Below are 20,601 nucleotides of genomic sequence, written 5' to 3'. Positions count from 1 at the left end.
CGTAGGCCCGGTAAGCGTTAGCGCTACCGGGCTTTTTATTAATTGCGGTACAGCACCTTAATGATGTGGTAACCGAACTGGGTGTGCAGCGGGCCGGTTGGCTCCAGCACCGGGCAGGAGAAGACCACTTTATCAAAGGCCGGTACCATCTGACCCTGGCGGAATTCGCCCAGATGGCCGCCCTTTTTACCTGACGGGCAGGTAGAGTGTTTCTTCGCCAGCTTCTCGAAGTCGCCGCCGTTTTTGATCTGCTCCAGAAGATCCAGAGCCAGTTTCTCTTCTTTTACAAGGATATGCATTGCTGCCGCTGTTTTTGCCATGATCGTGCCTTGAGTGGGGTGGTTTAGGCTGGCTATACTACCACGCGTTTTTTCTCCTCTCCCGACTTTCATTGAGTGATCCCATGCGTCTAAATCCAGGGCAACAGCAAGCCGTCGAATTCGTCACCGGACCCTGCCTGGTACTGGCAGGGGCTGGATCCGGTAAAACCCGCGTCATTACCAACAAGATAGCGCATCTGATCCGCGGCTGCGGCTACCAGGCCCGGCATATCGCGGCGGTGACCTTTACCAACAAAGCCGCACGCGAGATGAAAGAGCGTGTGGGCCAGACGCTAGGTCGTAAAGAGGCACGCGGCCTGATGATCTCCACCTTCCACACCCTGGGGCTGGATATCATCAAGCGCGAGTACGGCGCGCTGGGCATGAAATCTAACTTTTCGCTCTTTGACGATACCGATCAGGTGGCGCTGCTCAAGGATCTGACCGAGGGGCTGATCGAAGAGGATAAAACGATCCTTCAGCAGCTGATCTCGACGATCTCTAACTGGAAAAACGATCTTATGACCCCGGCCCAGGCGGTAGCGCAGGCTAAGGGCGAGCGGGACCGCATTTTCGCCCACTGCTACAGCCTGTATGACGCGCATATGAAGGCCTGCAACGTGCTGGACTTCGATGACCTGATCCTGCTTCCCACCCTGCTGCTCCAGCGTAACGAAGAGGTGCGCGAGCGCTGGCAGAATAAGATTCGCTATCTGCTGGTGGATGAGTATCAGGATACCAACACCAGCCAGTATGAGCTGGTAAAGCTGCTGGTGGGCGCGCGGGCGCGCTTTACGGTAGTAGGCGATGACGACCAGTCAATCTACTCCTGGCGCGGGGCGCGTCCGCAGAACCTGGTTCTGCTCAGCGAGGATTTCCCCGCGTTGCAGGTGATCAAACTGGAGCAGAACTACCGTTCCTCGGGGCGCATCCTGAAGGCGGCCAATATTCTGATCGCCAATAACCCACACGTTTTTGAAAAAAAGCTCTTTTCAGAGCTGGGCTACGGGCCGGAGCTGAAGGTGCTCAGCGCTAATCATGAAGATCATGAGGCCGAACGCGTGACGGGCGAGCTGATTGCGCACCACTTTATCAATAAGACCCAGTACAAAGATTACGCCATTCTCTATCGCGGTAATCATCAGTCGCGGGTGTTTGAAAAGTTTCTGATGCAGAACCGGATCCCGTACCGTATTTCGGGTGGCACCTCGTTCTTCTCCCGTCCGGAGATCAAGGACCTGCTGGCCTACCTGCGGGTGCTGACCAATCCGGATGACGACAGCGCCTTCCTGCGTATCGTTAACACGCCGAAGCGTGAGATCGGTCCGGCGACGCTGCAAAAGCTGGGCGAGTGGGCCAACTCGCGCAACAAAGGGCTGTTTGCCGCCAGCTTTGACATGGGCCTTACCCAGACGCTGAGCGGGCGCGGGTATGAGTCGTTGACCCGCTTTACCCACTGGTTAAGCGAGGTGCAGCGTCTCTCCGAGCGGGAGCCGATTGCCGCAGTGCGTGACCTGATCCACGGTATCGACTATGAATCCTGGCTCTATGAGACCTCCCCCAGCCCGAAGGCCGCTGAGATGCGGATGAAAAACGTCAATACGCTCTTTAGCTGGATGACCGAGATGCTGGAGGGGTCGGAGATTGACGAGCCGATGACGCTCACCCAGGTGGTGACGCGCTTTACCTTGCGCGACATGATGGAGCGGGGCGAAAGCGATGAGGAGTCGGATCAGGTTCAGCTGATGACCCTGCATGCCTCCAAGGGACTGGAGTTCCCTTACGTTTTCCTGGTTGGCATGGAAGAGGGGCTGCTGCCCCACCAGAGCAGCATTGATGAGGAGAACATCGATGAGGAGCGTCGGCTGGCCTACGTAGGCATCACCCGGGCGCAGAAGGAGCTGAACTTTACCCTGTGCAAAGAGCGTCGTCAGTATGGCGAGCTGGTACGGCCCGAGCCGAGCCGCTTCCTGCTGGAGTTACCTCAGGACGATCTTATCTGGGAACAGGAGCGCAAGGTAATAAGTGCAGAAGAGCGGATGCATAAAGGGCAGGCGAGTATCGCCAATATCAGGGCAATGATGGCGAAAGCCAGGACTAAATAGCATGTAGGCCCGGTAAGCGTAGCGCCACCGGGCGTTTTATTTGATAGCAGACTAGTTGACCGCCAGCGCCCAGTGAACATAGCTCTGCCACTGGCACTCCTGAGCAAGCGTCTCAGCTCCCAGCGGATGCGTCGCCAGCCAGCTCTCCGGCAGGGTTAACGTTAGCACTTCACTGCTGGCGGCCAGCGAGACCTCGGGTAAAAACTCATCCCGACGGCGGCTGGCAAAGATAATCGCCAGGCGCAGCAGACGGCAGAGGTGCTCCGCCGTACGCGGCGGCACGGCGTTTTGCTGGTGCAGGGAGGAGAGATCGACCGGGTTAGTCTGGTTGAGCAGCAGCGTGGCCAGTAGCTTCTTCTGTGCAGGCGTAAAGCCCGGCAGATCCAGATTACGCACCAGGTAGGCGGCATGCTGGGAAGCGTGCTTGAAATCAACGCTCAGGCCAATCTCATGCAGATGACAGGCGCTAAGCAGCAGCTCGCGGCTTAACGGCTCCAGCTGCCATTCACTCTGAACCTGCTCCGCAAAGCGGGAGGCCAGCTGGGCCACGCGCTGGGCCTGGCCGGAATCCACCATAAAACGACGCTGAAGATTGCGCAGCGTACGGCTGCGAATATCGTGATCGACGGGCAGATGCAGCATGCCATAGACAAGGCCTTCACGCAGCGCGCCGCCGGCCAGGGTCATGCCCTGAACCTCCAATTCGCTAAAGATGGCGATGAGGATCGCCAGCCCGCTCGGGAAGACCAGCGCCCGTTCAAGCGTCAGCCCTTCAATCTCCAGCTCTTCCAGCCGACCGCATTGAATAGCGCGCTGCTTTAGCTGCTGCAGTTTGGCAAGGGTGATGCACTCATCCATGCCCTGCGCCATCATAATCTCCTGCAACGCCTGAACGGTGCCGGAGGCACCGACGCAGATTTTCCAGCCGTGACGACGCAGCTCATCAGCCACCGGGAGTAGAACCTCCCGCGCCGCCTTCTCCGCCGCGTCGAAATTTTCCTGGGCCAGATTGCGATCGGCAAAGAAGCGTTCGAGCCAGGTGACACAGCCCATCGACAGGCTAAAGAGTGAAGTAGCGTGCGCGCCGGTGCCGGTCACCAGTTCAGTGCTGGCACCGCCGATATCGACCACCAGGCGGCGATCGTCCCCGCCGGTCGTGTGGGCCACGCCCTGATAGATCAAGCGCGCCTCATCTTCACCGCTAATCACCTGGACAGCCGTACCTAAAATCTCCTGCGCGGTGGCAAGAAACTGCTCGGCGTTAACGGCCAGGCGCAGGGTCGCAGTGGCGACCACCCGGATCTGCATCGGCGGGATATCCTGCAGCCGCTCAGCAAACAGGCGCAGGCACTGCCAGCCGCGCGCCATGGCGTCCGGGGAGAGCCGGTTGTCGCGGTCCAGTCCCGCCGCCAGGCGTACTTTACGTTTAATGCGGGTCAGGGTCTGTATACTCCCCGCCACCTCGCGCACAACCAGCATATGAAAACTGTTCGAACCTAAATCAATAGCGGCGTAGAGCGAGTTAGAGGTGAGCATAGGAGATTAACCTGAACGACGTCTGTTACGTGGCGCACCACCACCGGTACGGCGCGGGCCGTTGCCCGGACGCGTGCGCGGCAGGCGCTTCGGCGGCGGCAGCTCGCTGAGCAGCGCATCCGGATTGTATTTACTGACCGGAATCGAGTGATCGATATAGGTCTCGATAGCCGGCAGGTTCAGAGCATACTCTTCGCAGGCGAGGCTGATAGAGTGCCCGCTTGCACCCGCGCGACCGGTACGGCCGATACGGTGGACGTAGTCTTCGCAGTCATCCGGCAGGTCGTAGTTAAAGACGTGGGTCACGGCAGGAATATGCAGGCCGCGGGCAGCAACGTCGGTCGCCACCAGGATGTCCAGATCGCCACGGGTAAACTCTTCGAGGATCCGCAGGCGTTTTTTCTGCGCAACGTCGCCGGTCAACAGCCCAACGCGGTGGCCATCGGCGGCCAGGTGGCCCCAGATATCCTCGCAGCGGTGCTTGGTGTTGGCGAAGACGATGGCGCGATCCGGCCACTCCTCTTCGATCAGCGTTTGCAACAGACGCATTTTCTCTTCGTTGGACGGATAGAAAAGCTCTTCTTTGATACGGTGGCCGGTTTTCTGTTCCGGTTCCACTTCCACATACTCGGCGTTGTTCATCTGCTCAAACGCCAGCTCACGCACGCGGTAAGAGAGCGTCGCGGAGAAGAGCATGTTCAGGCGCTGGTTTGTCGCAGGCATGCGACGGAACAGCCAGCGGATGTCTTTAATAAAGCCGAGATCGTACATGCGATCGGCTTCGTCCAGCACCACGACCTGGATCGCGCCCAGGTTGATATGGTTCTGTTTTGCGTAATCGATCAGGCGGCCGGTGGTGCCGATAAGGATATCAACACCGCTCTCCAGCACCTTAAGCTGTTTATCATAGCCGTCGCCGCCGTAGGCGAGGCCCAGTTTCAGGCCGGTGGTCTGTGCCAGCGGCTCAGCATCGGCATGAATTTGCACCGCCAGCTCACGGGTTGGAGCCATGATCAGCGCGCGCGGTTGGTTCACCTTGCGGTCTTCGATCGCCGGGTGAGAGAGAAGATAATGAAACGTTGACGTCAGGAACGCCATCGTTTTGCCGGTACCGGTTTGCGCCTGTCCCGCAACATCACGACCCGCCAGCGTTAGCGGAAGGGCCAGTGCCTGAATAGGTGTACAGTTATGAAAGCCTTTATTTTCAAGGGCTTCAATCACCTTCGGGTGCAGGGCGAAGTCGGAAAACTTCTGTTCTGTTAAATGTGTTTTGCTCATAGTGTGGTAGAATATCAGTTTACTATTGCTTTACGAAAGCACATCCGTTCAAATAAACGGGGTGAAATAACGTCAACCTTTAGCCAGGCTATGCTACAGACCTTAATAAGGTAGACATAATCCTGTGGAGTAAATATGAGCGATAAAATTATTCACCTGACCGACGACAGTTTTGACACGGACGTACTCAAAGCGGAAGGGCTGACCCTCGTCGATTTCTGGGCAGAGTGGTGTGGTCCGTGCAAAATGATCGCCCCGATTCTGGATGAGATCGCTGACGAGTACCAGGGTAAACTGACCGTGGCTAAGCTGAACATCGACCAGAACCCAGGCACCGCGCCGAAATACGGCATCCGTGGTATCCCGACCCTGCTGCTGTTCAAAAACGGCGAAGTGGCGGCCACCAAGGTAGGCGCACTGTCCAAAGGGCAGCTGAAAGAGTTCCTTGACGCTAACCTGGCGTAAAGGTTCTAACCGTCTGGCGTCTGGCACTCCTAATTTTAGTGGATTGCTGGACGCCCGGCGTGAGTCGTGCTAAGTTAGTTTTGACTTCGAAATAAACATATCTTTGTGGTTTGAACCTTGTCAGTTTGAATCATGTTGTACCCGATGCTTCCCGCCAGCCACAGCGCCGCGAGAGAAGCAGATAGATTCCGGGCTTGTCACTCAATCCGTCTTGTCGTTTCAGTTCTGTGTTCTTCCTGTAAGCAGACAGCGAACAGACATGAGTTGATGGCCGCTAACAGGCATGGATGATCCTGCCATACCATTCACAAATTAAGTTCGAGATTTACCCCGAGTTTAAGAACCCACACCACTATGAATCTTACCGAATTAAAGAATACGCCGGTTTCTGAGCTGATTACTCTCGGCGAAAATATGGGTCTGGAAAACCAGGCTCGCATGCGCAAGCAGGACATCATTTTTGCCATCCTGAAGCAGCACGCGAAGAGTGGCGAAGATATCTTTGGCGACGGTGTGTTAGAGATATTGCAGGACGGATTTGGTTTCCTCCGCTCCGCAGACAGCTCCTACCTCGCCGGTCCTGATGACATCTACGTATCCCCTAGCCAAATCCGCCGTTTCAACCTCCGCACTGGTGACACCATTTCAGGTAAGATTCGTCCTCCTAAAGAGGGTGAACGTTACTTTGCGCTGTTGAAGGTTAACGAGGTTAACTACGACAAGCCGGAAAACTCGCGCAACAAGATCCTGTTTGAAAACTTAACCCCGCTGCACGCTAACTCGCGTTTGCGTATGGAGCGCGGTAACGGTTCAACAGAAGATTTAACCGCACGTGTTCTGGATCTGGCATCGCCGATTGGCCGTGGCCAGCGTGGCCTGATCGTTGCACCGCCGAAAGCGGGTAAGACAATGCTGCTGCAGAACATTGCCCAGAGCATTGCCTATAACCACCCAGACTGCGTGCTGATGGTGCTGCTGATCGACGAACGTCCGGAAGAAGTAACTGAGATGCAGCGTCTGGTCAAAGGCGAAGTGGTTGCCTCTACCTTTGATGAGCCAGCATCTCGCCACGTTCAGGTTGCCGAGATGGTGATCGAGAAGGCGAAGCGTCTGGTTGAGCATAAAAAAGACGTTATCATTCTGCTCGACTCCATTACCCGTCTGGCGCGTGCCTATAACACCGTCGTTCCGGCCTCGGGCAAGGTACTGACCGGTGGTGTGGATGCCAACGCCCTGCACCGTCCGAAGCGCTTCTTCGGTGCCGCGCGTAACGTGGAAGAGGGCGGTAGCCTGACCATCATCGCCACCGCGCTGGTTGATACCGGCTCTAAAATGGATGAGGTTATCTACGAAGAGTTTAAAGGTACCGGCAACATGGAGCTGCATCTCGCGCGTAAAATCGCTGAGAAACGCGTCTTCCCGGCTATCGACTACAACCGCTCTGGTACGCGTAAAGAAGAGCTGCTCACCACTCAGGAAGAGCTGCAGAAAATGTGGATCCTGCGCAAAATTATTCACCCGATGGGTGAGATCGACGCGATGGAGTTCCTCATCAATAAACTGGCGATGACCAAAACTAACGATGACTTCTTCGATATGATGAAGCGCTCGTAACTTAAATAAAGCCTGTAAACGCCACGTTTTTACGTGGCGTTTTTTATTTATGGAATATAGGCTATAGCCAGGGGATCCGCTGTCGGCCATGGCAGGCTGCGGTAATGCAAAGCATTCAAGCTGATTATGTTCTAATTGAATGAAAAATATACAATAGAGCCCGAAAGTGACCTGCTTTATCTCTTTTGGAGAGGGGGCATCGTCGTTATACTTCCGGGATCAACATTTGCTGAGAGCATGCATTGTGAATTTACTCACTGCAGTTACTGAGTTATTCAGTATTTTTTTACTCACGTTTATCTTTCTCTTTTTTGCCCGCAAAGTGGCAAAAAAAGTGGGGCTGGTCGATAAACCAAACTTTCGTAAACGTCATCAGGGGTTAATCCCTTTAGTGGGCGGCATCTCAGTCTATGCCGGGATCTGCTATACGTTTGCTATTGCTGACTACTATATTCCGCATGCCGCGCTCTATCTCATGTGTGCCGGGGTCCTGGTGTTTATCGGGGCGCTGGATGACCGTTTTGATATCAGCGTTAAGATTCGCGCTACCGTTCAGGCAATCATTGCTATTGTGATGATGGTGGTGGGTAAACTCTATCTCAGCAGTCTTGGCTACATTTTTGGCACCTGGGAGATGGTGCTGGGGCCGTTCGGCTTCTTCCTGACGCTGTTTGCCGTTTGGGCCGCGATTAACGCCTTTAATATGGTGGATGGTATCGATGGCCTGCTCGGGGGGCTCTCCTGCGTCTCCTTTGCCGCTATCGGCATTATTCTGTGGTTCGACGGTCAGCTTAGTCTTGCGATGTGGTGCTTTGCGATGATCGCCGCCATTCTTCCCTATATCCTGCTTAACCTGGGTATTCTTGGCCGCCGCTATAAAGTCTTTATGGGCGATGCGGGCAGTACGCTGATTGGCTTTACCGTTATCTGGATCCTGTTGGAAACCACCCAGGGCCAGACGCACCCGATTAGCCCGGTGACCGCCCTGTGGATTATCGCTATTCCGCTGATGGATATGGTCGCTATCATGTACCGCCGCCTGCGCAAAGGCATGAGCCCTTTCTCCCCTGACCGCCAGCATATTCACCATCTGATCATGCGCGCCGGTTTCACCTCCCGCCAGGCCTTTGTGCTGATTACGCTGGCTGCTGCCCTGCTGGCCGCCGTCGGCGTAGTAACGGAATATCTGCATTTTATTCCTGAATGGGTAATGTTGGCACTGTTTGTGCTAGCTTTCTTCCTGTACGGATGGTGCATTAAACGTGCATGGAAAGTGGCGCGCTTTATCAAACGCGTCAAACGTAAAATGCGTCGTAATAGTGGACATAAACCAACTCTAACCAAGTAATTCTGGGATAGCGATGACTCAACCATTGTCGGGAAAACATACAGGAAGTATGGAAAATGAACTGGATATTCGCGGTTTGTTTCGTACTTTATGGGCGGGGAAATTCTGGATTGTCGGCGTGGCGCTGGCCTTTGCACTTATCGCACTGGCCTACACCTTCTTCGCCAGACAGGAGTGGGGCGCAACGGCCATCACCGATCGCCCTACGGTCAACATGCTGGGCGGCTTCTACTCCCAGCAGCAGTTTCTGCGCAATCTTGATGTCAAAGCTAACCTGGCACCGGTCGATCAGCCCTCGGTCATGGACGAATCTTATAAAGAGTTCATTATGCAGCTGGCGTCATGGGATACGCGCCGTGACTTCTGGTTGCAGACCGACTACTACAAGCAGCGTACGGTGGGTAACAGCAAGGCGGACGCCGCGCTGCTTGATGAGCTGATTAACAATATTCAGTACACCCCAGGCGACGCGCTGCGTAGCCTCAGTGACAACGTTAAGCTGACGGCGGAGACCGCGCCTGACTCCAATAACCTGCTGCGCCAGTATATCGCCTTTGCCAGCCAGCGCGCGGCCAGCCATCTTAACGATGAGCTGAAAGGCGCATGGGCAGCGCGTACTATCCAGATGAAGGCCCAGGTGAAACGTCAGGAAGAGGTCGCGAATGCGATCTTTAAACGTCGGGCGCACAGCGTTGAGCAGGCGTTAAAGGTTGCCGAGCAGCATAATATCTCCCGCAGCGAGACCGAAGTGCCGCCTGATGAGCTTCCCGACTCTGAGCTGTTCCTGCTGGGCCGGCCAATGCTGCAGGCGCGGCTGGAAAATTTACAGGCAGTGGGGCCCGAGTTCGATCTGGACTATGATCAAAATCGAGCCATGCTGAATACCCTCAACGTCGGCCCCACGCTCGATCCCCGTTTTCAGACTTATCGTTATTTGCGGACGCCTGAAGAGCCGGTAAAACGCGATAGCCCGCGCCGTGCCTTCCTGATGATCATGTGGGGAATGGTAGGGGCGTTAGTGGGTGCTGGTGTTGCGTTAACTCGCCGTCGTTCACTGTAAGCGCTGCCTGATATGAAGGCCACCCGGCCTTCATCATCTAATCGAAGAGAATCGTTGTGAAAGTACTTACCGTATTTGGCACACGACCAGAAGCCATCAAGATGGCACCTCTGGTTCATGCGCTGGCAAAGGACCCTTATTTTGAAGCCAAAGTCTGCGTGACCGCGCAGCACAGGGAGATGCTTGACCAGGTACTGAACCTTTTTTCTATCGTTCCGGATTATGACCTGGATATTATGCAGCCGGGGCAGGGACTGACGGAAATTACCTGCCGTATTCTCGAAGGACTAAAGCCGATCCTTGCCTCATTTAAGCCTGACGTTGTGCTGGTCCATGGTGATACCACGACGACCATTGCTGCCAGCCTGGCGGCGTTTTATCAACGTATTCCGGTTGGGCACGTCGAGGCCGGGCTGCGCACGGGCGATCTCTCATCGCCCTGGCCGGAGGAGGCGAACCGTACTCTGACGGGGCATCTGGCGATGTACCATTTTGCCCCCACGCAGAACGCCCGGCAGAATCTGCTGCGCGAAAATATTCCGGATAAGCAGATTTTTGTCACCGGCAACACGGTGATTGATGCGCTGTTCTGGGTGCGCGACACGGTACTGAATAACGAAAACCTGCACAGCGAACTGGCGGCACGTTATCCATTCCTCGACGAATCTAAAAAAATGGTGCTGGTCACCGGCCACCGCCGCGAAAGCTTTGGTCAGGGCTTTGAGCAGATCTGCCATGCACTGGTCGACATTGCGGCGAAGCATCAGGATGTGCAGATTGTCTATCCGGTACACCTGAACCCTAACGTCAGCGAGCCGGTGAACCGCATCCTTGGACACGTTAAAAACATTATCTTAATTGAACCGCAGGACTACCTGCCGTTCCTCTGGCTGATGACTAAAGCCTGGCTGATCCTGACGGATTCAGGCGGCATTCAGGAAGAGGCCCCGTCGTTAGGCAAGCCGGTGCTGGTGATGCGTGAAACCACCGAGCGTCCCGAGGCTATCGAGGCCGGAACGGTCAGGCTGATTGGCACCGACCGCCAGCGCATTGTCGAAGAGGTGACGCGGCTGCTGCGGGACAACGACGCCTGGCAGGCAATGAGCCGGGCGCATAACCCTTACGGTAGCGGGCAGGCCTGTGAACTTATTCTGCACGCACTCAAAAATAATCGGGTAACACTATGAGCTTTGCAACCATCTCCGTCATTGGCCTGGGCTATATTGGACTGCCCACCGCTGCGGCTTTCGCCTCCCGGCAGAAGCGCGTTGTAGGTATCGATATCAATCAGCACGCGGTGGATACTATTAACCGCGGGCAAATTCATATCGTTGAGCCAGAGCTGGATCGGGTCGTGAAAGCCGCGGTGGAGGGGGGGTTCCTGCGTGCCAGCACCACGCCGGTGGAGGCGGATGCCTACCTGATTGCTGTGCCAACGCCGTTTAAGGGCGATCACGAGCCGGATATGGCCTACGTCGAAGCGGCGGCAAAATCACTCGCCCCCGTCCTGAAAAAAGGCGCACTGGTGATCCTCGAATCAACCTCGCCGGTGGGCGCGACCGAGCAGATGGCCCAGTGGCTGGCGGATCTGCGCCCAGATCTCTCCTTTCCCCAGCAGGCCGGCGAACAGGCGGATATCAATGTTGCCTACTGCCCTGAGCGCGTGCTGCCAGGCCAGGTGATGGTTGAGCTGATTAAAAACGATCGGGTCATTGGTGGCATGACGCCGGTGTGCTCCGCCCGCGCCAGCGAACTGTATCAGATCTTCCTGGAAGGCGAGTGCGTGGTCACTAACGCCCGCACCGCTGAGATGTGCAAGCTGACCGAGAACAGCTTCCGCGACGTGAATATCGCTTTTGCTAACGAGCTATCGCTGATCTGCGCTGACCAGGGCATCAACGTCTGGGAGCTGATCCGCCTCGCCAACCGTCACCCGCGCGTCAATATCTTACAGCCGGGGCCTGGGGTAGGCGGCCACTGTATTGCGGTCGACCCGTGGTTTATCGTGGCGCAGAACCCACAGCAGGCAAGGCTGATCCGTACCGCACGCGAAGTTAACGACAGCAAGCCGCACTGGGTGCTCAGCCAGGTCAAAGCGACGGTGGCCGACTGCCTCACGGCAAACGACAAGCGGGCCAGCGAAATCAAGATCGCCTGCTTTGGCCTCGCCTTTAAGCCCAACATCGACGATCTGCGGGAAAGCCCGGCAATGGAGATTGCCCACAGCATTGCCGAGTGGCACAGCGGCGAGACGCTGGTGGTGGAGCCAAATATCCATCAGCTGCCGAAAACGCTGGCCGACAGCTGCCAGCTGGTGACCCTGGATACGGCGCTGGCCGACGCGGATGTGCTGGTGATGCTGGTAGATCATCGCGAATTTAAAGACATTGCCGGGGAGCGTGTTACCCAGCAATACATTATTGATACCAAAGGCGTCTGGCGCTAAGGCGACAATATGACGGTACGCGGCACAGTTGAGCCATTAACCTGGGAGAACCAGTTCTTTGGGATCTCCAGCGCCATTGTGCGCCTGAACGACAGTGCCGCGCCGCTGAACGAGGCACAGCTTGCCGCGTGGCAGCGGGTGCAGGTCAAGATCCCGGCGACGGATACCGTGCGGCTGGATGCGCTTCAGCAGCTGGGTTTCAAGCTGGTAGAAGGCGAGGTTGATCTGGCCCTTGCCGTGCCGGCCGCGCTTCCTGACCCTGGCGCACAGGTGGCCGACGCGGCAGATATTGGCCCGCTGCGCCAGCTGGCTGCCAACGCCTTCGCACAGAGTCGGTTCCGTTCGCCGTGGTATGCCCCGGACGCCAGCGGACGCTTCTACGCCCAGTGGATTGAAAATGCGGTGAAAGGCGCGTTTGACCACGAGTGTCTGGTCTTGCGTACCGCCAGCGGTGAGATCCGCGCCTTTGTTTCGCTGCGCCAGTTGAACGACAGCGAGGCGCGCATCGGCTTGCTGGCCGGACGCGGTGCCGGGGAGGCCCTGATGCAGGCGGCGCTCCTCTGGGCGCAGCGGCGTCAGCTTTCGGTTCTGCGTGTCGCGACCCAGGTGGGCAATACCGCGGCGCTTAAACGTTACATTCAGAGCGGTGCCAACGTGGAAAGCACCGCCTACTGGCTATACAGGTGACCCAATGATCCCTTTTAACGCGCCCCCGGTTGTGGGTACAGAACTCGATTACATGCAGTCGGCGATGGGCAGCGGCAAGCTGTGCGGCGACGGCGGCTATACGCGTCGCTGCCAGCAGTGGATGGAGCAGCGTTTCGGCAGCGCCAAAGTGCTACTGACCCCTTCCTGTACCGCCTCGCTGGAGATGGCGGCGCTGCTGCTGGATATCCAGCCCGGCGACGAAGTGATCATGCCCAGCTATACCTTCGTCTCTACCGCCAACGCCTTTGTGTTGCGCGGAGCGAAAATCGTCTTTGTCGACGTCCGTCCGGACACCATGAACATTGATGAGCGGCTTATCGAGGCGGCGATCACCGAGAACACCCGCGCCATTGTGCCGGTCCACTATGCAGGCGTGGCCTGTGAGATGGACACCATTATGGCTATCGCTAAGCATCATAACCTGTATGTGGTGGAGGACGCCGCGCAGGGGGTGATGTCGACCTATAAAGGGCGCGCGCTGGGAACCATCGGCCATATCGGCTGCTTTAGCTTCCACGAAACTAAAAACTACACCGCCGGGGGCGAAGGCGGTGCGACGCTGATCAACGACCGGGCGCTGGTTGAACGCGCTGAGATTATTCGCGAGAAGGGCACCAACCGCAGCCAGTTCTTCCGTGGTCAGGTGGATAAATACACCTGGCGCGATATTGGCTCCAGCTATCTGATGTCGGATCTGCAGGCGGCCTACCTGTGGGCACAGCTGGAGGCGGCGGATCGTATCAATCAGCAGCGCCTCTCGCTGTGGCAGACCTATTTTGATGCCCTGACGCCGCTGGCTCGCGCCGGGCGTATTGAGCTGCCGTCGGTTCCGGCCGAGTGTGAGCAAAACGCGCACATGTTCTATATCAAGCTGCGTGACGATGAAGATCGCAGCAAGCTGATCGCCTTCCTCAAGGAGGCGGAGATCCTGGCGGTATTCCACTATATTCCGCTGCACTCTAGCCCGGCGGGCCAGCGCTTTGGTGAATTCTTCAGCGAAGATATCTATACCACCAAAGAGAGCGAGCGCTTGCTACGCCTGCCGCTGTTCTACAACCTCTCACCTGTTAACCAGCGCACGGTGATCAATACGCTGCTGAGCTACTTCAAGTAAGATGTCACTGGCAAAGGCTTCACTTTGGACCGCGGCAAGCACGCTGGTCAAAATCGGCGCGGGACTGCTGGTAGTTAAGCTGCTGGCCGTCTCCTTTGGCCCCTCGGGCGTAGGGCAGGCGGGTAACTTCCGCCAGCTGGTGACGGTGCTGGGCGTGTTGGCCGGGGCTGGGATTTTTAACGGCGTCACCAAATTTGTAGCTCAGTACCATGACGATCCGGCGCAGCTGCGCAACGTGGTGGGCACCTCTTCCACCATGGTGCTGGGGTTCTCGACGCTGTTGGCCGTTGTTTTTCTGCTGGCTGCCGCCCCCATCAGCCAGGGGCTGTTCGGCCATACCCACTTCCAGGGGCTGGTACGTCTGGTAGCGCTGGTGCAGATGGGCATCGCATGGGCCAACTTCCTGCTGGCGGTGATGAAAGGTTTTCGCGACGCCGCCGGGAATGCGCTGTCGCTAATCAGCGGCAGCATTATCGGGGTGATCGCTTACTACGCCTGCTACCGGCTGGGCGGCTATCAGGGCGCGCTGCTGGGCCTGGCGCTGGTTCCGGCGCTGGTAGTCATCCCGGCGCTGCTGCTGTTTATTCGCCGTAAAACTGTGCCGCTACGCTACCTTAAGCCGCGCTGGAGCGGTGTCCTTGCCGGGCAGCTGGGCAAATTTACCCTGATGGCGCTGATCACCTCCGTGACGTTGCCCGTCGCCTACGTGATGATGCGAAACCTGCTGGCGGCGCACTACGGTTGGGATGAAGTCGGGATCTGGCAGGGGGTGAGCAGCATCTCCGATGCCTATTTGCAGTTTATTACCGCCTCGTTCAGCGTCTATCTGCTGCCTACGCTGTCGCGGCTGACGGAGAAGCAGGCGATAAGCCGCGAGATCGTCAAATCGCTGCGGTTTGTGCTGCCTGCGGTGGCGGCGGCAAGTTTTACCGTCTGGCTGCTGCGTGATTTTGCTATCTGGTTGCTTTTTTCAGCGAAGTTTATCGCCATGCGCGATCTCTTTGCCTGGCAGCTGATCGGTGACGTATTGAAAGTCGGCGCGTATGTTTTTGGCTATCTGGTGATTGCCCGCGCCTCGCTAAGCTTCTATATCCTGGCGGAAGTGAGCCAGTTTACGCTGCTGACGGCCTTTTCCCACTGGCTCATTCCGGCGCACGGGGCGTTAGGTGCGGCACAGGCCTACATGGCCACCTATATCGTTTATTTCGCCATCTGTTGTGGCGTATTTCTACTCTGGCGTAAAAGGGTATGACTACACTGATTCACGTTCTGGGATCCGATATCCCACACCATAACCTGACCGTGCTGCGTTTTTTCAACGACAGCCTTGCGGCAACGGGCGAGCATGCCCGCGAATTTATGATCTGCGGCGGCGACGAGAGCTGGCGCGCGCAGTTCCCGGCGCTTACGCTACGCTTTCTTAGCAGTAAGAAAGCCCTGGCCCAGGCAGTAATTGCCCTTGCCAAAGCCGATCGCCGGCAGCGCTTCTTCTTTCATGGTCAGTTCAATACCGATCTCTGGCTGGCGCTGCTGCGCGGTGCCATCAAGCCTCAGCAGTTTAACTGGCACGCCTGGGGAGCCGATCTCTACGAAGTCTCTCAGAGCCTGAAGTTTCGCCTTTTCTATCCGCTACGGCGCCTCGCCCAGCGGCAGGTCGGCTGTATCTTTGCTACCCGTGGCGACCTGCATTTTTTTGCCCGTCGTCATCCGCAGGTGCGCGGCGAACTGCTCTACTTCCCGACGCGCATGGATCCCACGCTCAACACGATGGCGCAGGAGACGCAGCGCGAGGGCAAGCTAACGGTACTGGTCGGCAACTCCGGGGATCGCAGCAACGAGCATATCGCGGCCCTGAAGGCTGTTCATCAGCAGTTCGGTGATACGGTTAACGTCATCGTGCCGATGGGCTACCCAGCCAATAACGAGGCCTATATTGCCGAAGTGCGCCAGGCAGGTCTGACGCTGTTTAGCGCGGACAACCTGCGCATCCTTGCCGATAAGCTAGAATTTGATGACTACCTGGCGCTGCTGCGCCGGTGCGATCTTGGCTACTTTATCTTTGCCCGCCAGCAGGGGATCGGCACGCTCTGTCTGCTAATCCAGGCAGGTGTCCCCTGCGTGTTAAACCGGGAGAACCCTTTCTGGCAGGATATGGTTGAGCAGCACATTCCGGTGCTGTTTACCGGTGACAGGCTTGATGAGGCGGTCGTTCGCGAGGCCCAGCGGCAGCTGGCGGCGGTGGATAAAAATGCCATTACCTTCTTTAGCCCCAACTACCTTGCGCCATGGCACGAGGCATTACGTATTGCTGCAGGAGGTGCGCAATGAGCCAGCTTGCGTTCTCTGGTCTGCTGGCCATCTGGCTGCTGGCGACGCTGTTTATCGCCACGCTGACCTGGTTTGAATTCCGCCGCGTGCGTTTTAACTTTAACGTCTTCTTTTCGCTCCTTTTCCTGCTGACGTTTTTCTTTGGCTTTCCGCTCACCAGCATTCTGGTCTTCCGCTTCAACGTCGGGGTTGCGCCGCCTGAGGTGATGATGCAGTCCCTGCTGGCGGCGGTCTGCTTCTACGCCATCTACTACGTCACCTATAAAACGCGCCTGCGGCCGTCATCCGCGGTCAAGCCACGTCGTCCGCTGTTCACCATGAACCGGGTGGAAACGCATCTGGCGTGGGTGATGCTGATGCTTATCGCTTTAGTGAGCGTCAGCATCTTCTTTATGCACAACGGCTTCCTGCTATTCCGGCTGCACTCCTACAGCCAGATCTTTTCGAGTGAAGTTTCCGGGGTGGCGCTTAAGCGCTTCTTCTATTTCTTTATTCCCGCCATGCTGGTGGTCTATTTCCTGCGCCAGGATGGCCGGGGCTGGATCTTCTTCCTGGTGAGCACCGTTGCCTTTGGCCTGCTGACCTACATGATTGTGGGCGGCACGCGGGCCAACATCATTATTGCTTTCGCTATTTTCCTGTTTATCGGCATTATTCGCGGCTGGATCTCGCTGTGGATGCTGGCGGCGGCGGGCGTGCTGGGTATCGTCGGGATGTTCTGGCTGGCACTGAAGCGTTACGGGTTACAGGTGAGCGGCGACGAGGCGTTTTACACCTTCCTTTACCTTACCCGTGACACCTTCTCGCCGTGGGAGAACCTCTCCCTGCTGTTGCAAAACTATGACAAGATCGACTTCCAGGGGCTAGCGCCCATCGTGCGCGACTTCTACGTGTTTATCCCTACCTGGCTGTGGCCAGACAGGCCGGGCATCGTGCTGAACACCGCGAACTACTTCACCTGGGAAGTGCTAAACAACCACTCCGGGCTGGCGATCTCCCCGACGCTGATCGGCTCGCTGGTGGTAATGGGTGGGGTCTGGTTCATTCCGCTGGGTGCGGTCGTAGTTGGGCTGATCATTAAGTGGTTTGACTGGCTTTATGAGCTGGGCAACCGCGAAACCAACCGCTATAAGGCGGCGATTCTGCACAGCTTCTGTTTCGGTGCCATCTTCAATATGATCGTGCTGGCGCGTGAGGGGCTGGATGCCTTTGTTTCTCGCGTCGTCTTCTTCCTCGTGGTCTTTGGTGCCTGCCTGCTGATGGCGAAGCTGCTCTACTGGCTATTCGATAGCGCCGGGCTGATCCACAAACGCGCCGGGCGCTTACCACAACCGCTCTCGCAAGCCTGATAAGGATAATCATCATGACGGACACGACGACTGCACCGACTTATACGCTGCGAGGCCTGCAGCTGATCGGCTGGCGTAACATGGCCCACGCGCTGGATTTCCTTTTCGCCGGTGGCGAACTTAAGCAGGGCACGCTGGTGGCCATCAACGCCGAGAAGATGCTGACCCTTGAGGACGATGCGCAGGTACGAGCGCTCATTGAGGCGGCAGAGTTCAAGTATGCCGATGGGATCAGCGTAGTGCGCTCAATGCGTAAAAAGTACCCGCAGGCGGTGGTTGAGCGAGTGGCAGGGGCCGATCTCTGGGAAGCGCTGATGGAGCGCGCCGGGAAAGAGGGGACGCCGGTTTTCCTGATCGGCGGCAAGCCTGGCGTGCTGGCCCAGACACAGCAGCAGCTGCGCGATCGCTGGCAGGTGAATATTGTCGGCGGCCAGGATGGCTATTTCCAGCCCGAGCAGCGGCAGGCACTGTTTGAGCGCGTCCGCGACAGCGGGGCAAAGATTGTCACCGTAGCGATGGGCTCGCCGCGCCAGGAGCTGCTAATGCGCGACTGTCGGGACGTTTATCCTCACGCGCTCTATATGGGCGTCGGCGGCACCTATGACGTCTTTACCGGCCACATTAAGCGTGCGCCGAAGGTATGGCAGCGGATGGGGCTTGAGTGGCTCTATCGCCTGCTGTCACAGCCCAGCCGCATCACGCGCCAGCTGCGTCTGCTGCGCTACCTCGCCTGGCACTATCGCGGCCAGCTCTAATCCTGTGACGGCGCAGCCATTCTGCTGCGCTGTACCTGCCTCTGTTTGCTGCTTTATTGTGCTTTCTATTGATTTTTCTTATGCATCGTTTGCCATTTCAGCGAAATTAAGAAACCATTCGCTCGCTCAACGCGGAGTCGCGGTGCTATTTGCAGCAACCTGCGGCCGCAATGAGCTGAGATTGCACTGATAACGATAACCCGCAGCGTCGGGACAGTAGTAAACACGACAGAGGATTTATGGCCGAGAGTAAACCGGAGCTTCAGCGTGGGCTGGAAGCACGACATATCGAACTAATCGCCTTAGGCGGCACAATAGGCGTTGGCCTCTTTATGGGGGCAGCAAGCACCCTGAAGTGGGCAGGACCGTCAGTCTTACTGGCCTATATTGTGGCTGGGCTTTTTGTTTTCTTCATCATGCGCTCGATGGGCGAAATGCTGTTCCTCGAGCCGGTAGCCGGTTCGTTCGCCGTCTATGCGCACCGCTATATGAGCCCGTTTTTTGGCTATCTCACGGCGTGGTCATACTGGTTTATGTGGATGGCGGTGGGAATATCAGAGATCACCGCGATTGGCGTCTATGTCCAGTTCTGGTTCCCGGAGATGGCGCAGTGGATACCGGCATTAATAGCCGTTGGGCTGGTGGCGCTGGCTAACCTGGCTGCGGTGCGCCTGTATGGCGAAATCGAGTTCTGGTTTGCGATGATCAAAGTGACCACCATCGTGGTGATGATTATCGTCGGCCTCGGCGTGATCTTCTTTGGTTTCGGCAACGGTGGGCAGGCAATTGGCTTTGGTAACCTGACCGAGCACGGTGGCTTCTTTGCCGGTGGCTGGAAGGGCTTCCTGACCGCGCTCTGTATTGTTGTCGCCTCGTATCAGGGCGTTGAGTTGATCGGCATTACCGCCGGTGAGGCGAAAAATCCGCAGGTCACCCTGCGTAGCGCGGTAGGCAAGGTGCTGTGGCGTATTCTGATCTTCTACGTAGGCGCGATTTTCGTTATCGTCACCATCTTCCCGTGGAATGAGATTGGCAGCAACGGCAGCCCGTTTGTACTGACCTTCGCCAAAATCGGCATTACCGCAGCGGCAGGGATCATCAACTTCGTGGTACTCACCGCCGCGCTCTCGGGCTGCAACAGCGGGATGTACAGCTGCGGACGCATGCTCTACGCGCTGGCTAAAAACCGTCAGCTGCCTGCTGCGGTGGCAAAGGTATCACGCCACGGCGTACCGGTAGCGGGCGTCGCTATCTCAATAGCTATCCTGCTGGTTGGCTCCTGCCTCAACTACATCATTCCGAACCCGCAGCGCGTGTTTGTCTACGTCTACAGCGCCAGCGTGTTGCCGGGCATGGTGCCATGGTTTGTCATTCTGATTAGCCAGCTGCGTTTCCGTGAAGCGCATAGGGCAAAGATTGCCAGCCACCCGTTCCGTTCGATCCTCTTCCCGTGGGCGAACTATTTAACGATGGCGTTCCTGTTTTGTGTATTAATTGGCATGGGCTTTAACGACGATACCCGTATGTCGCTGTTTGTCGGCATCATCTTTTTGGCTGTGGTATCGCTCGCCTACAAGGTTTTACGCCTCAATCGGCACGCTGCGACGTTAAAAACGGGGAAATAAAAGACAAAATGCGCAAAGCATAACCAAACGCGCATTTTATTTAAAAAGGCACTAGACAGCGGGGTGTGAAGTCCGTAATATCCACCCCCGCAACGGCGCTAAGCGCCCGTAGCTCAGCTGGATAGAGCGCTGCCCTCCGGAGGCAGAGGTCTCAGGTTCGAATCCTGTCGGGCGCACCATTTTACCCGGTGCTGGAGCTGCGGTGGACTGTGAAATTGAACAGGACCGCGTAAAAGAATTAGTAGTGGTGGCTATAGCTCAGTTGGTAGAGCCCTGGATTGTGATTCCAGTTGTCGTGGGTTCGAATCCCATTAGCCACCCCATTATTTAAAGTTGTGAAATGCGAAGGTGGCGGAATTGGTAGACGCGCTAGCTTCAGGTGTTAGTGTCCTTAGGATGTGGGGGTTCGAGTCCCCCCCCTCGCACCACGACTTAAAATGAATTGAACTAAAAATTCAAAAAGCAGTACATCGGCGAGTAGCGCAGCTTGGTAGCGCAACTGGTTTGGGACCAGTGGGTCGGAGGTTCGAATCCTCTCTCGCCGACCACA

General features: G+C 56.8%; 17 protein-coding genes and 4 tRNA genes. 18 read left to right on the top strand and 3 right to left on the bottom strand.

The window, feature by feature from the left end; genetic code table 11:
- Positions 1–38: 38 nt before the first annotated feature.
- The gene (ppiC, locus tag RTM13_RS18090) at positions 39–320 is read right to left on the bottom strand and encodes a peptidylprolyl isomerase PpiC (RefSeq protein ID WP_024555327.1); all 282 of its coding nucleotides are present in this window, start codon (positions 318–320) and stop codon (positions 39–41) included.
- An 83-nt stretch (positions 321–403) separates the two neighbouring features.
- On the opposite strand from ppiC, the gene rep reads away from it, so the two are divergent.
- Positions 404–2,425: a DNA helicase Rep gene (gene rep, locus RTM13_RS18085; protein ID WP_312213879.1), complete on the top strand. Its 2,022-nt coding sequence runs from the start codon at positions 404–406 to the stop codon at positions 2,423–2,425.
- Positions 2,426–2,476: 51 nt separating this feature from the next.
- On the opposite strand, the gene gppA is transcribed toward rep, so the two are convergent.
- A complete protein-coding gene (gppA, locus tag RTM13_RS18080) occupies positions 2,477–3,961 on the bottom strand; it encodes a guanosine-5'-triphosphate,3'-diphosphate diphosphatase (RefSeq protein WP_312213877.1) in 1,485 nt (494 codons plus the stop codon).
- 6 nt (positions 3,962–3,967) lie between these two features.
- Positions 3,968–5,239, bottom strand: a complete 1,272-nt coding sequence (gene rhlB / locus RTM13_RS18075) for an ATP-dependent RNA helicase RhlB (RefSeq protein ID WP_312213875.1) — start codon at positions 5,237–5,239, stop codon at positions 3,968–3,970.
- 135 nt (positions 5,240–5,374) lie between these two features.
- Between rhlB and trxA the strand changes: the two genes are divergently transcribed.
- The 17 genes from trxA (at position 5,375) to RTM13_RS17990 (ending at position 20,599) form a co-directional block, all read left to right on the top strand.
- Complete coding sequence (gene trxA / locus RTM13_RS18070; RefSeq protein ID WP_042394997.1) at positions 5,375–5,704, top strand: thioredoxin TrxA; 330 nt, start codon at positions 5,375–5,377, stop codon at positions 5,702–5,704.
- A gap of 354 nt (positions 5,705–6,058) precedes the next feature.
- Positions 6,059–7,318 (top strand): transcription termination factor Rho, encoded by a 1,260-nt coding sequence (rho, locus tag RTM13_RS18065; protein ID WP_042394994.1) that lies wholly within the window; start codon positions 6,059–6,061, stop codon positions 7,316–7,318.
- Between the two features lie 244 nt (positions 7,319–7,562).
- Positions 7,563–8,666, top strand: a complete 1,104-nt coding sequence (gene wecA / locus RTM13_RS18060; RefSeq protein ID WP_312213873.1) for a UDP-N-acetylglucosamine--undecaprenyl-phosphate N-acetylglucosaminephosphotransferase — start codon at positions 7,563–7,565, stop codon at positions 8,664–8,666.
- Between the two features lie 13 nt (positions 8,667–8,679).
- Positions 8,680–9,726, top strand: a complete 1,047-nt coding sequence (gene wzzE / locus RTM13_RS18055) for an ECA polysaccharide chain length modulation protein (protein ID WP_312213871.1) — start codon at positions 8,680–8,682, stop codon at positions 9,724–9,726.
- 56 nt (positions 9,727–9,782) lie between these two features.
- Positions 9,783–10,913 (top strand): non-hydrolyzing UDP-N-acetylglucosamine 2-epimerase, encoded by a 1,131-nt coding sequence (gene wecB, locus RTM13_RS18050; protein ID WP_312213870.1) that lies wholly within the window; start codon positions 9,783–9,785, stop codon positions 10,911–10,913.
- Complete coding sequence (wecC, locus tag RTM13_RS18045) at positions 10,910–12,172, top strand: UDP-N-acetyl-D-mannosamine dehydrogenase (RefSeq protein WP_312213868.1); 1,263 nt, start codon at positions 10,910–10,912, stop codon at positions 12,170–12,172. The genes wecB and wecC overlap by 4 nt, the downstream gene beginning before the upstream one ends.
- Before the next feature lie 9 nt (positions 12,173–12,181).
- Positions 12,182–12,859 carry a dTDP-4-amino-4,6-dideoxy-D-galactose acyltransferase gene (rffC, locus tag RTM13_RS18040; RefSeq protein WP_312213866.1) on the top strand — a complete coding sequence of 226 codons (678 nt, stop codon included), beginning with the start codon at positions 12,182–12,184 and terminating at the stop codon, positions 12,857–12,859.
- Between the two features lie 4 nt (positions 12,860–12,863).
- A complete protein-coding gene (gene rffA / locus RTM13_RS18035) occupies positions 12,864–13,994 on the top strand; it encodes a dTDP-4-amino-4,6-dideoxygalactose transaminase (RefSeq protein WP_312213864.1) in 1,131 nt (376 codons plus the stop codon).
- A gap of 1 nt (position 13,995) precedes the next feature.
- The gene (gene wzxE / locus RTM13_RS18030) at positions 13,996–15,246 is read left to right on the top strand and encodes a lipid III flippase WzxE (RefSeq protein ID WP_312213862.1); all 1,251 of its coding nucleotides are present in this window, start codon (positions 13,996–13,998) and stop codon (positions 15,244–15,246) included.
- A complete protein-coding gene (locus RTM13_RS18025; protein ID WP_312213861.1) occupies positions 15,243–16,322 on the top strand; it encodes a TDP-N-acetylfucosamine:lipid II N-acetylfucosaminyltransferase in 1,080 nt (359 codons plus the stop codon). Before wzxE ends, RTM13_RS18025 begins: the two co-directional genes overlap by 4 nt.
- Positions 16,319–17,671, top strand: coding sequence for an ECA oligosaccharide polymerase (wzyE, locus tag RTM13_RS18020; protein ID WP_312213859.1), 1,353 nt, complete (start codon positions 16,319–16,321; stop codon positions 17,669–17,671). The genes RTM13_RS18025 and wzyE overlap by 4 nt, the downstream gene beginning before the upstream one ends.
- Positions 17,672–17,685: 14 nt before the next feature.
- Entirely contained in the window at positions 17,686–18,426 is a 741-nt protein-coding gene (wecG, locus tag RTM13_RS18015; protein ID WP_312213857.1) for a lipopolysaccharide N-acetylmannosaminouronosyltransferase, read from the top strand.
- Positions 18,427–18,665: 239 nt separating this feature from the next.
- On the top strand, positions 18,666–20,051 hold the full coding sequence (thrP, locus tag RTM13_RS18010) for a bifunctional threonine/serine APC transporter ThrP (protein WP_312213855.1): 1,386 nt from the start codon (positions 18,666–18,668) through the stop codon (positions 20,049–20,051).
- 102 nt (positions 20,052–20,153) lie between these two features.
- Positions 20,154–20,230 (top strand) — tRNA-Arg (locus RTM13_RS18005).
- Between the two features lie 68 nt (positions 20,231–20,298).
- Positions 20,299–20,374, top strand: a tRNA-His gene (locus RTM13_RS18000).
- Between the two features lie 19 nt (positions 20,375–20,393).
- Positions 20,394–20,479, top strand: a tRNA-Leu gene (locus tag RTM13_RS17995).
- A 43-nt stretch (positions 20,480–20,522) separates the two neighbouring features.
- Positions 20,523–20,599: transfer RNA gene (locus RTM13_RS17990), tRNA-Pro, on the top strand.
- Positions 20,600–20,601 lie beyond the last annotated feature (2 nt).

Origin of the sequence: Pseudescherichia sp., from assembly GCF_031979925.1 — a bacterium.
Lineage (GTDB): Bacteria > Pseudomonadota > Gammaproteobacteria > Enterobacterales > Enterobacteriaceae > Pseudescherichia.
This window is presented reverse-complemented; position numbering and strand designations above follow the sequence as displayed.

Coding starts and splice junctions, on each gene's coding strand:
- ppiC (WP_024555327.1), bottom strand. CDS start 320: ATGGCAAAAACAGCGGCAGCAATGCATATCCTTGTAAAAGAAGAGAAA.
- rep (WP_312213879.1), top strand. CDS start 404: ATGCGTCTAAATCCAGGGCAACAGCAAGCCGTCGAATTCGTCACCGGA.
- gppA (WP_312213877.1), bottom strand. CDS start 3,961: ATGCTCACCTCTAACTCGCTCTACGCCGCTATTGATTTAGGTTCGAAC.
- rhlB (WP_312213875.1), bottom strand. CDS start 5,239: ATGAGCAAAACACATTTAACAGAACAGAAGTTTTCCGACTTCGCCCTG.
- trxA (WP_042394997.1), top strand. CDS start 5,375: ATGAGCGATAAAATTATTCACCTGACCGACGACAGTTTTGACACGGAC.
- rho (WP_042394994.1), top strand. CDS start 6,059: ATGAATCTTACCGAATTAAAGAATACGCCGGTTTCTGAGCTGATTACT.
- wzzE (WP_312213871.1), top strand. CDS start 8,680: ATGACTCAACCATTGTCGGGAAAACATACAGGAAGTATGGAAAATGAA.
- wecC (WP_312213868.1), top strand. CDS start 10,910: ATGAGCTTTGCAACCATCTCCGTCATTGGCCTGGGCTATATTGGACTG.
- rffC (WP_312213866.1), top strand. CDS start 12,182: ATGACGGTACGCGGCACAGTTGAGCCATTAACCTGGGAGAACCAGTTC.
- rffA (WP_312213864.1), top strand. CDS start 12,864: ATGATCCCTTTTAACGCGCCCCCGGTTGTGGGTACAGAACTCGATTAC.
- wzxE (WP_312213862.1), top strand. CDS start 13,996: ATGTCACTGGCAAAGGCTTCACTTTGGACCGCGGCAAGCACGCTGGTC.
- RTM13_RS18025 (WP_312213861.1), top strand. CDS start 15,243: ATGACTACACTGATTCACGTTCTGGGATCCGATATCCCACACCATAAC.
- wzyE (WP_312213859.1), top strand. CDS start 16,319: ATGAGCCAGCTTGCGTTCTCTGGTCTGCTGGCCATCTGGCTGCTGGCG.
- wecG (WP_312213857.1), top strand. CDS start 17,686: ATGACGGACACGACGACTGCACCGACTTATACGCTGCGAGGCCTGCAG.
- thrP (WP_312213855.1), top strand. CDS start 18,666: ATGGCCGAGAGTAAACCGGAGCTTCAGCGTGGGCTGGAAGCACGACAT.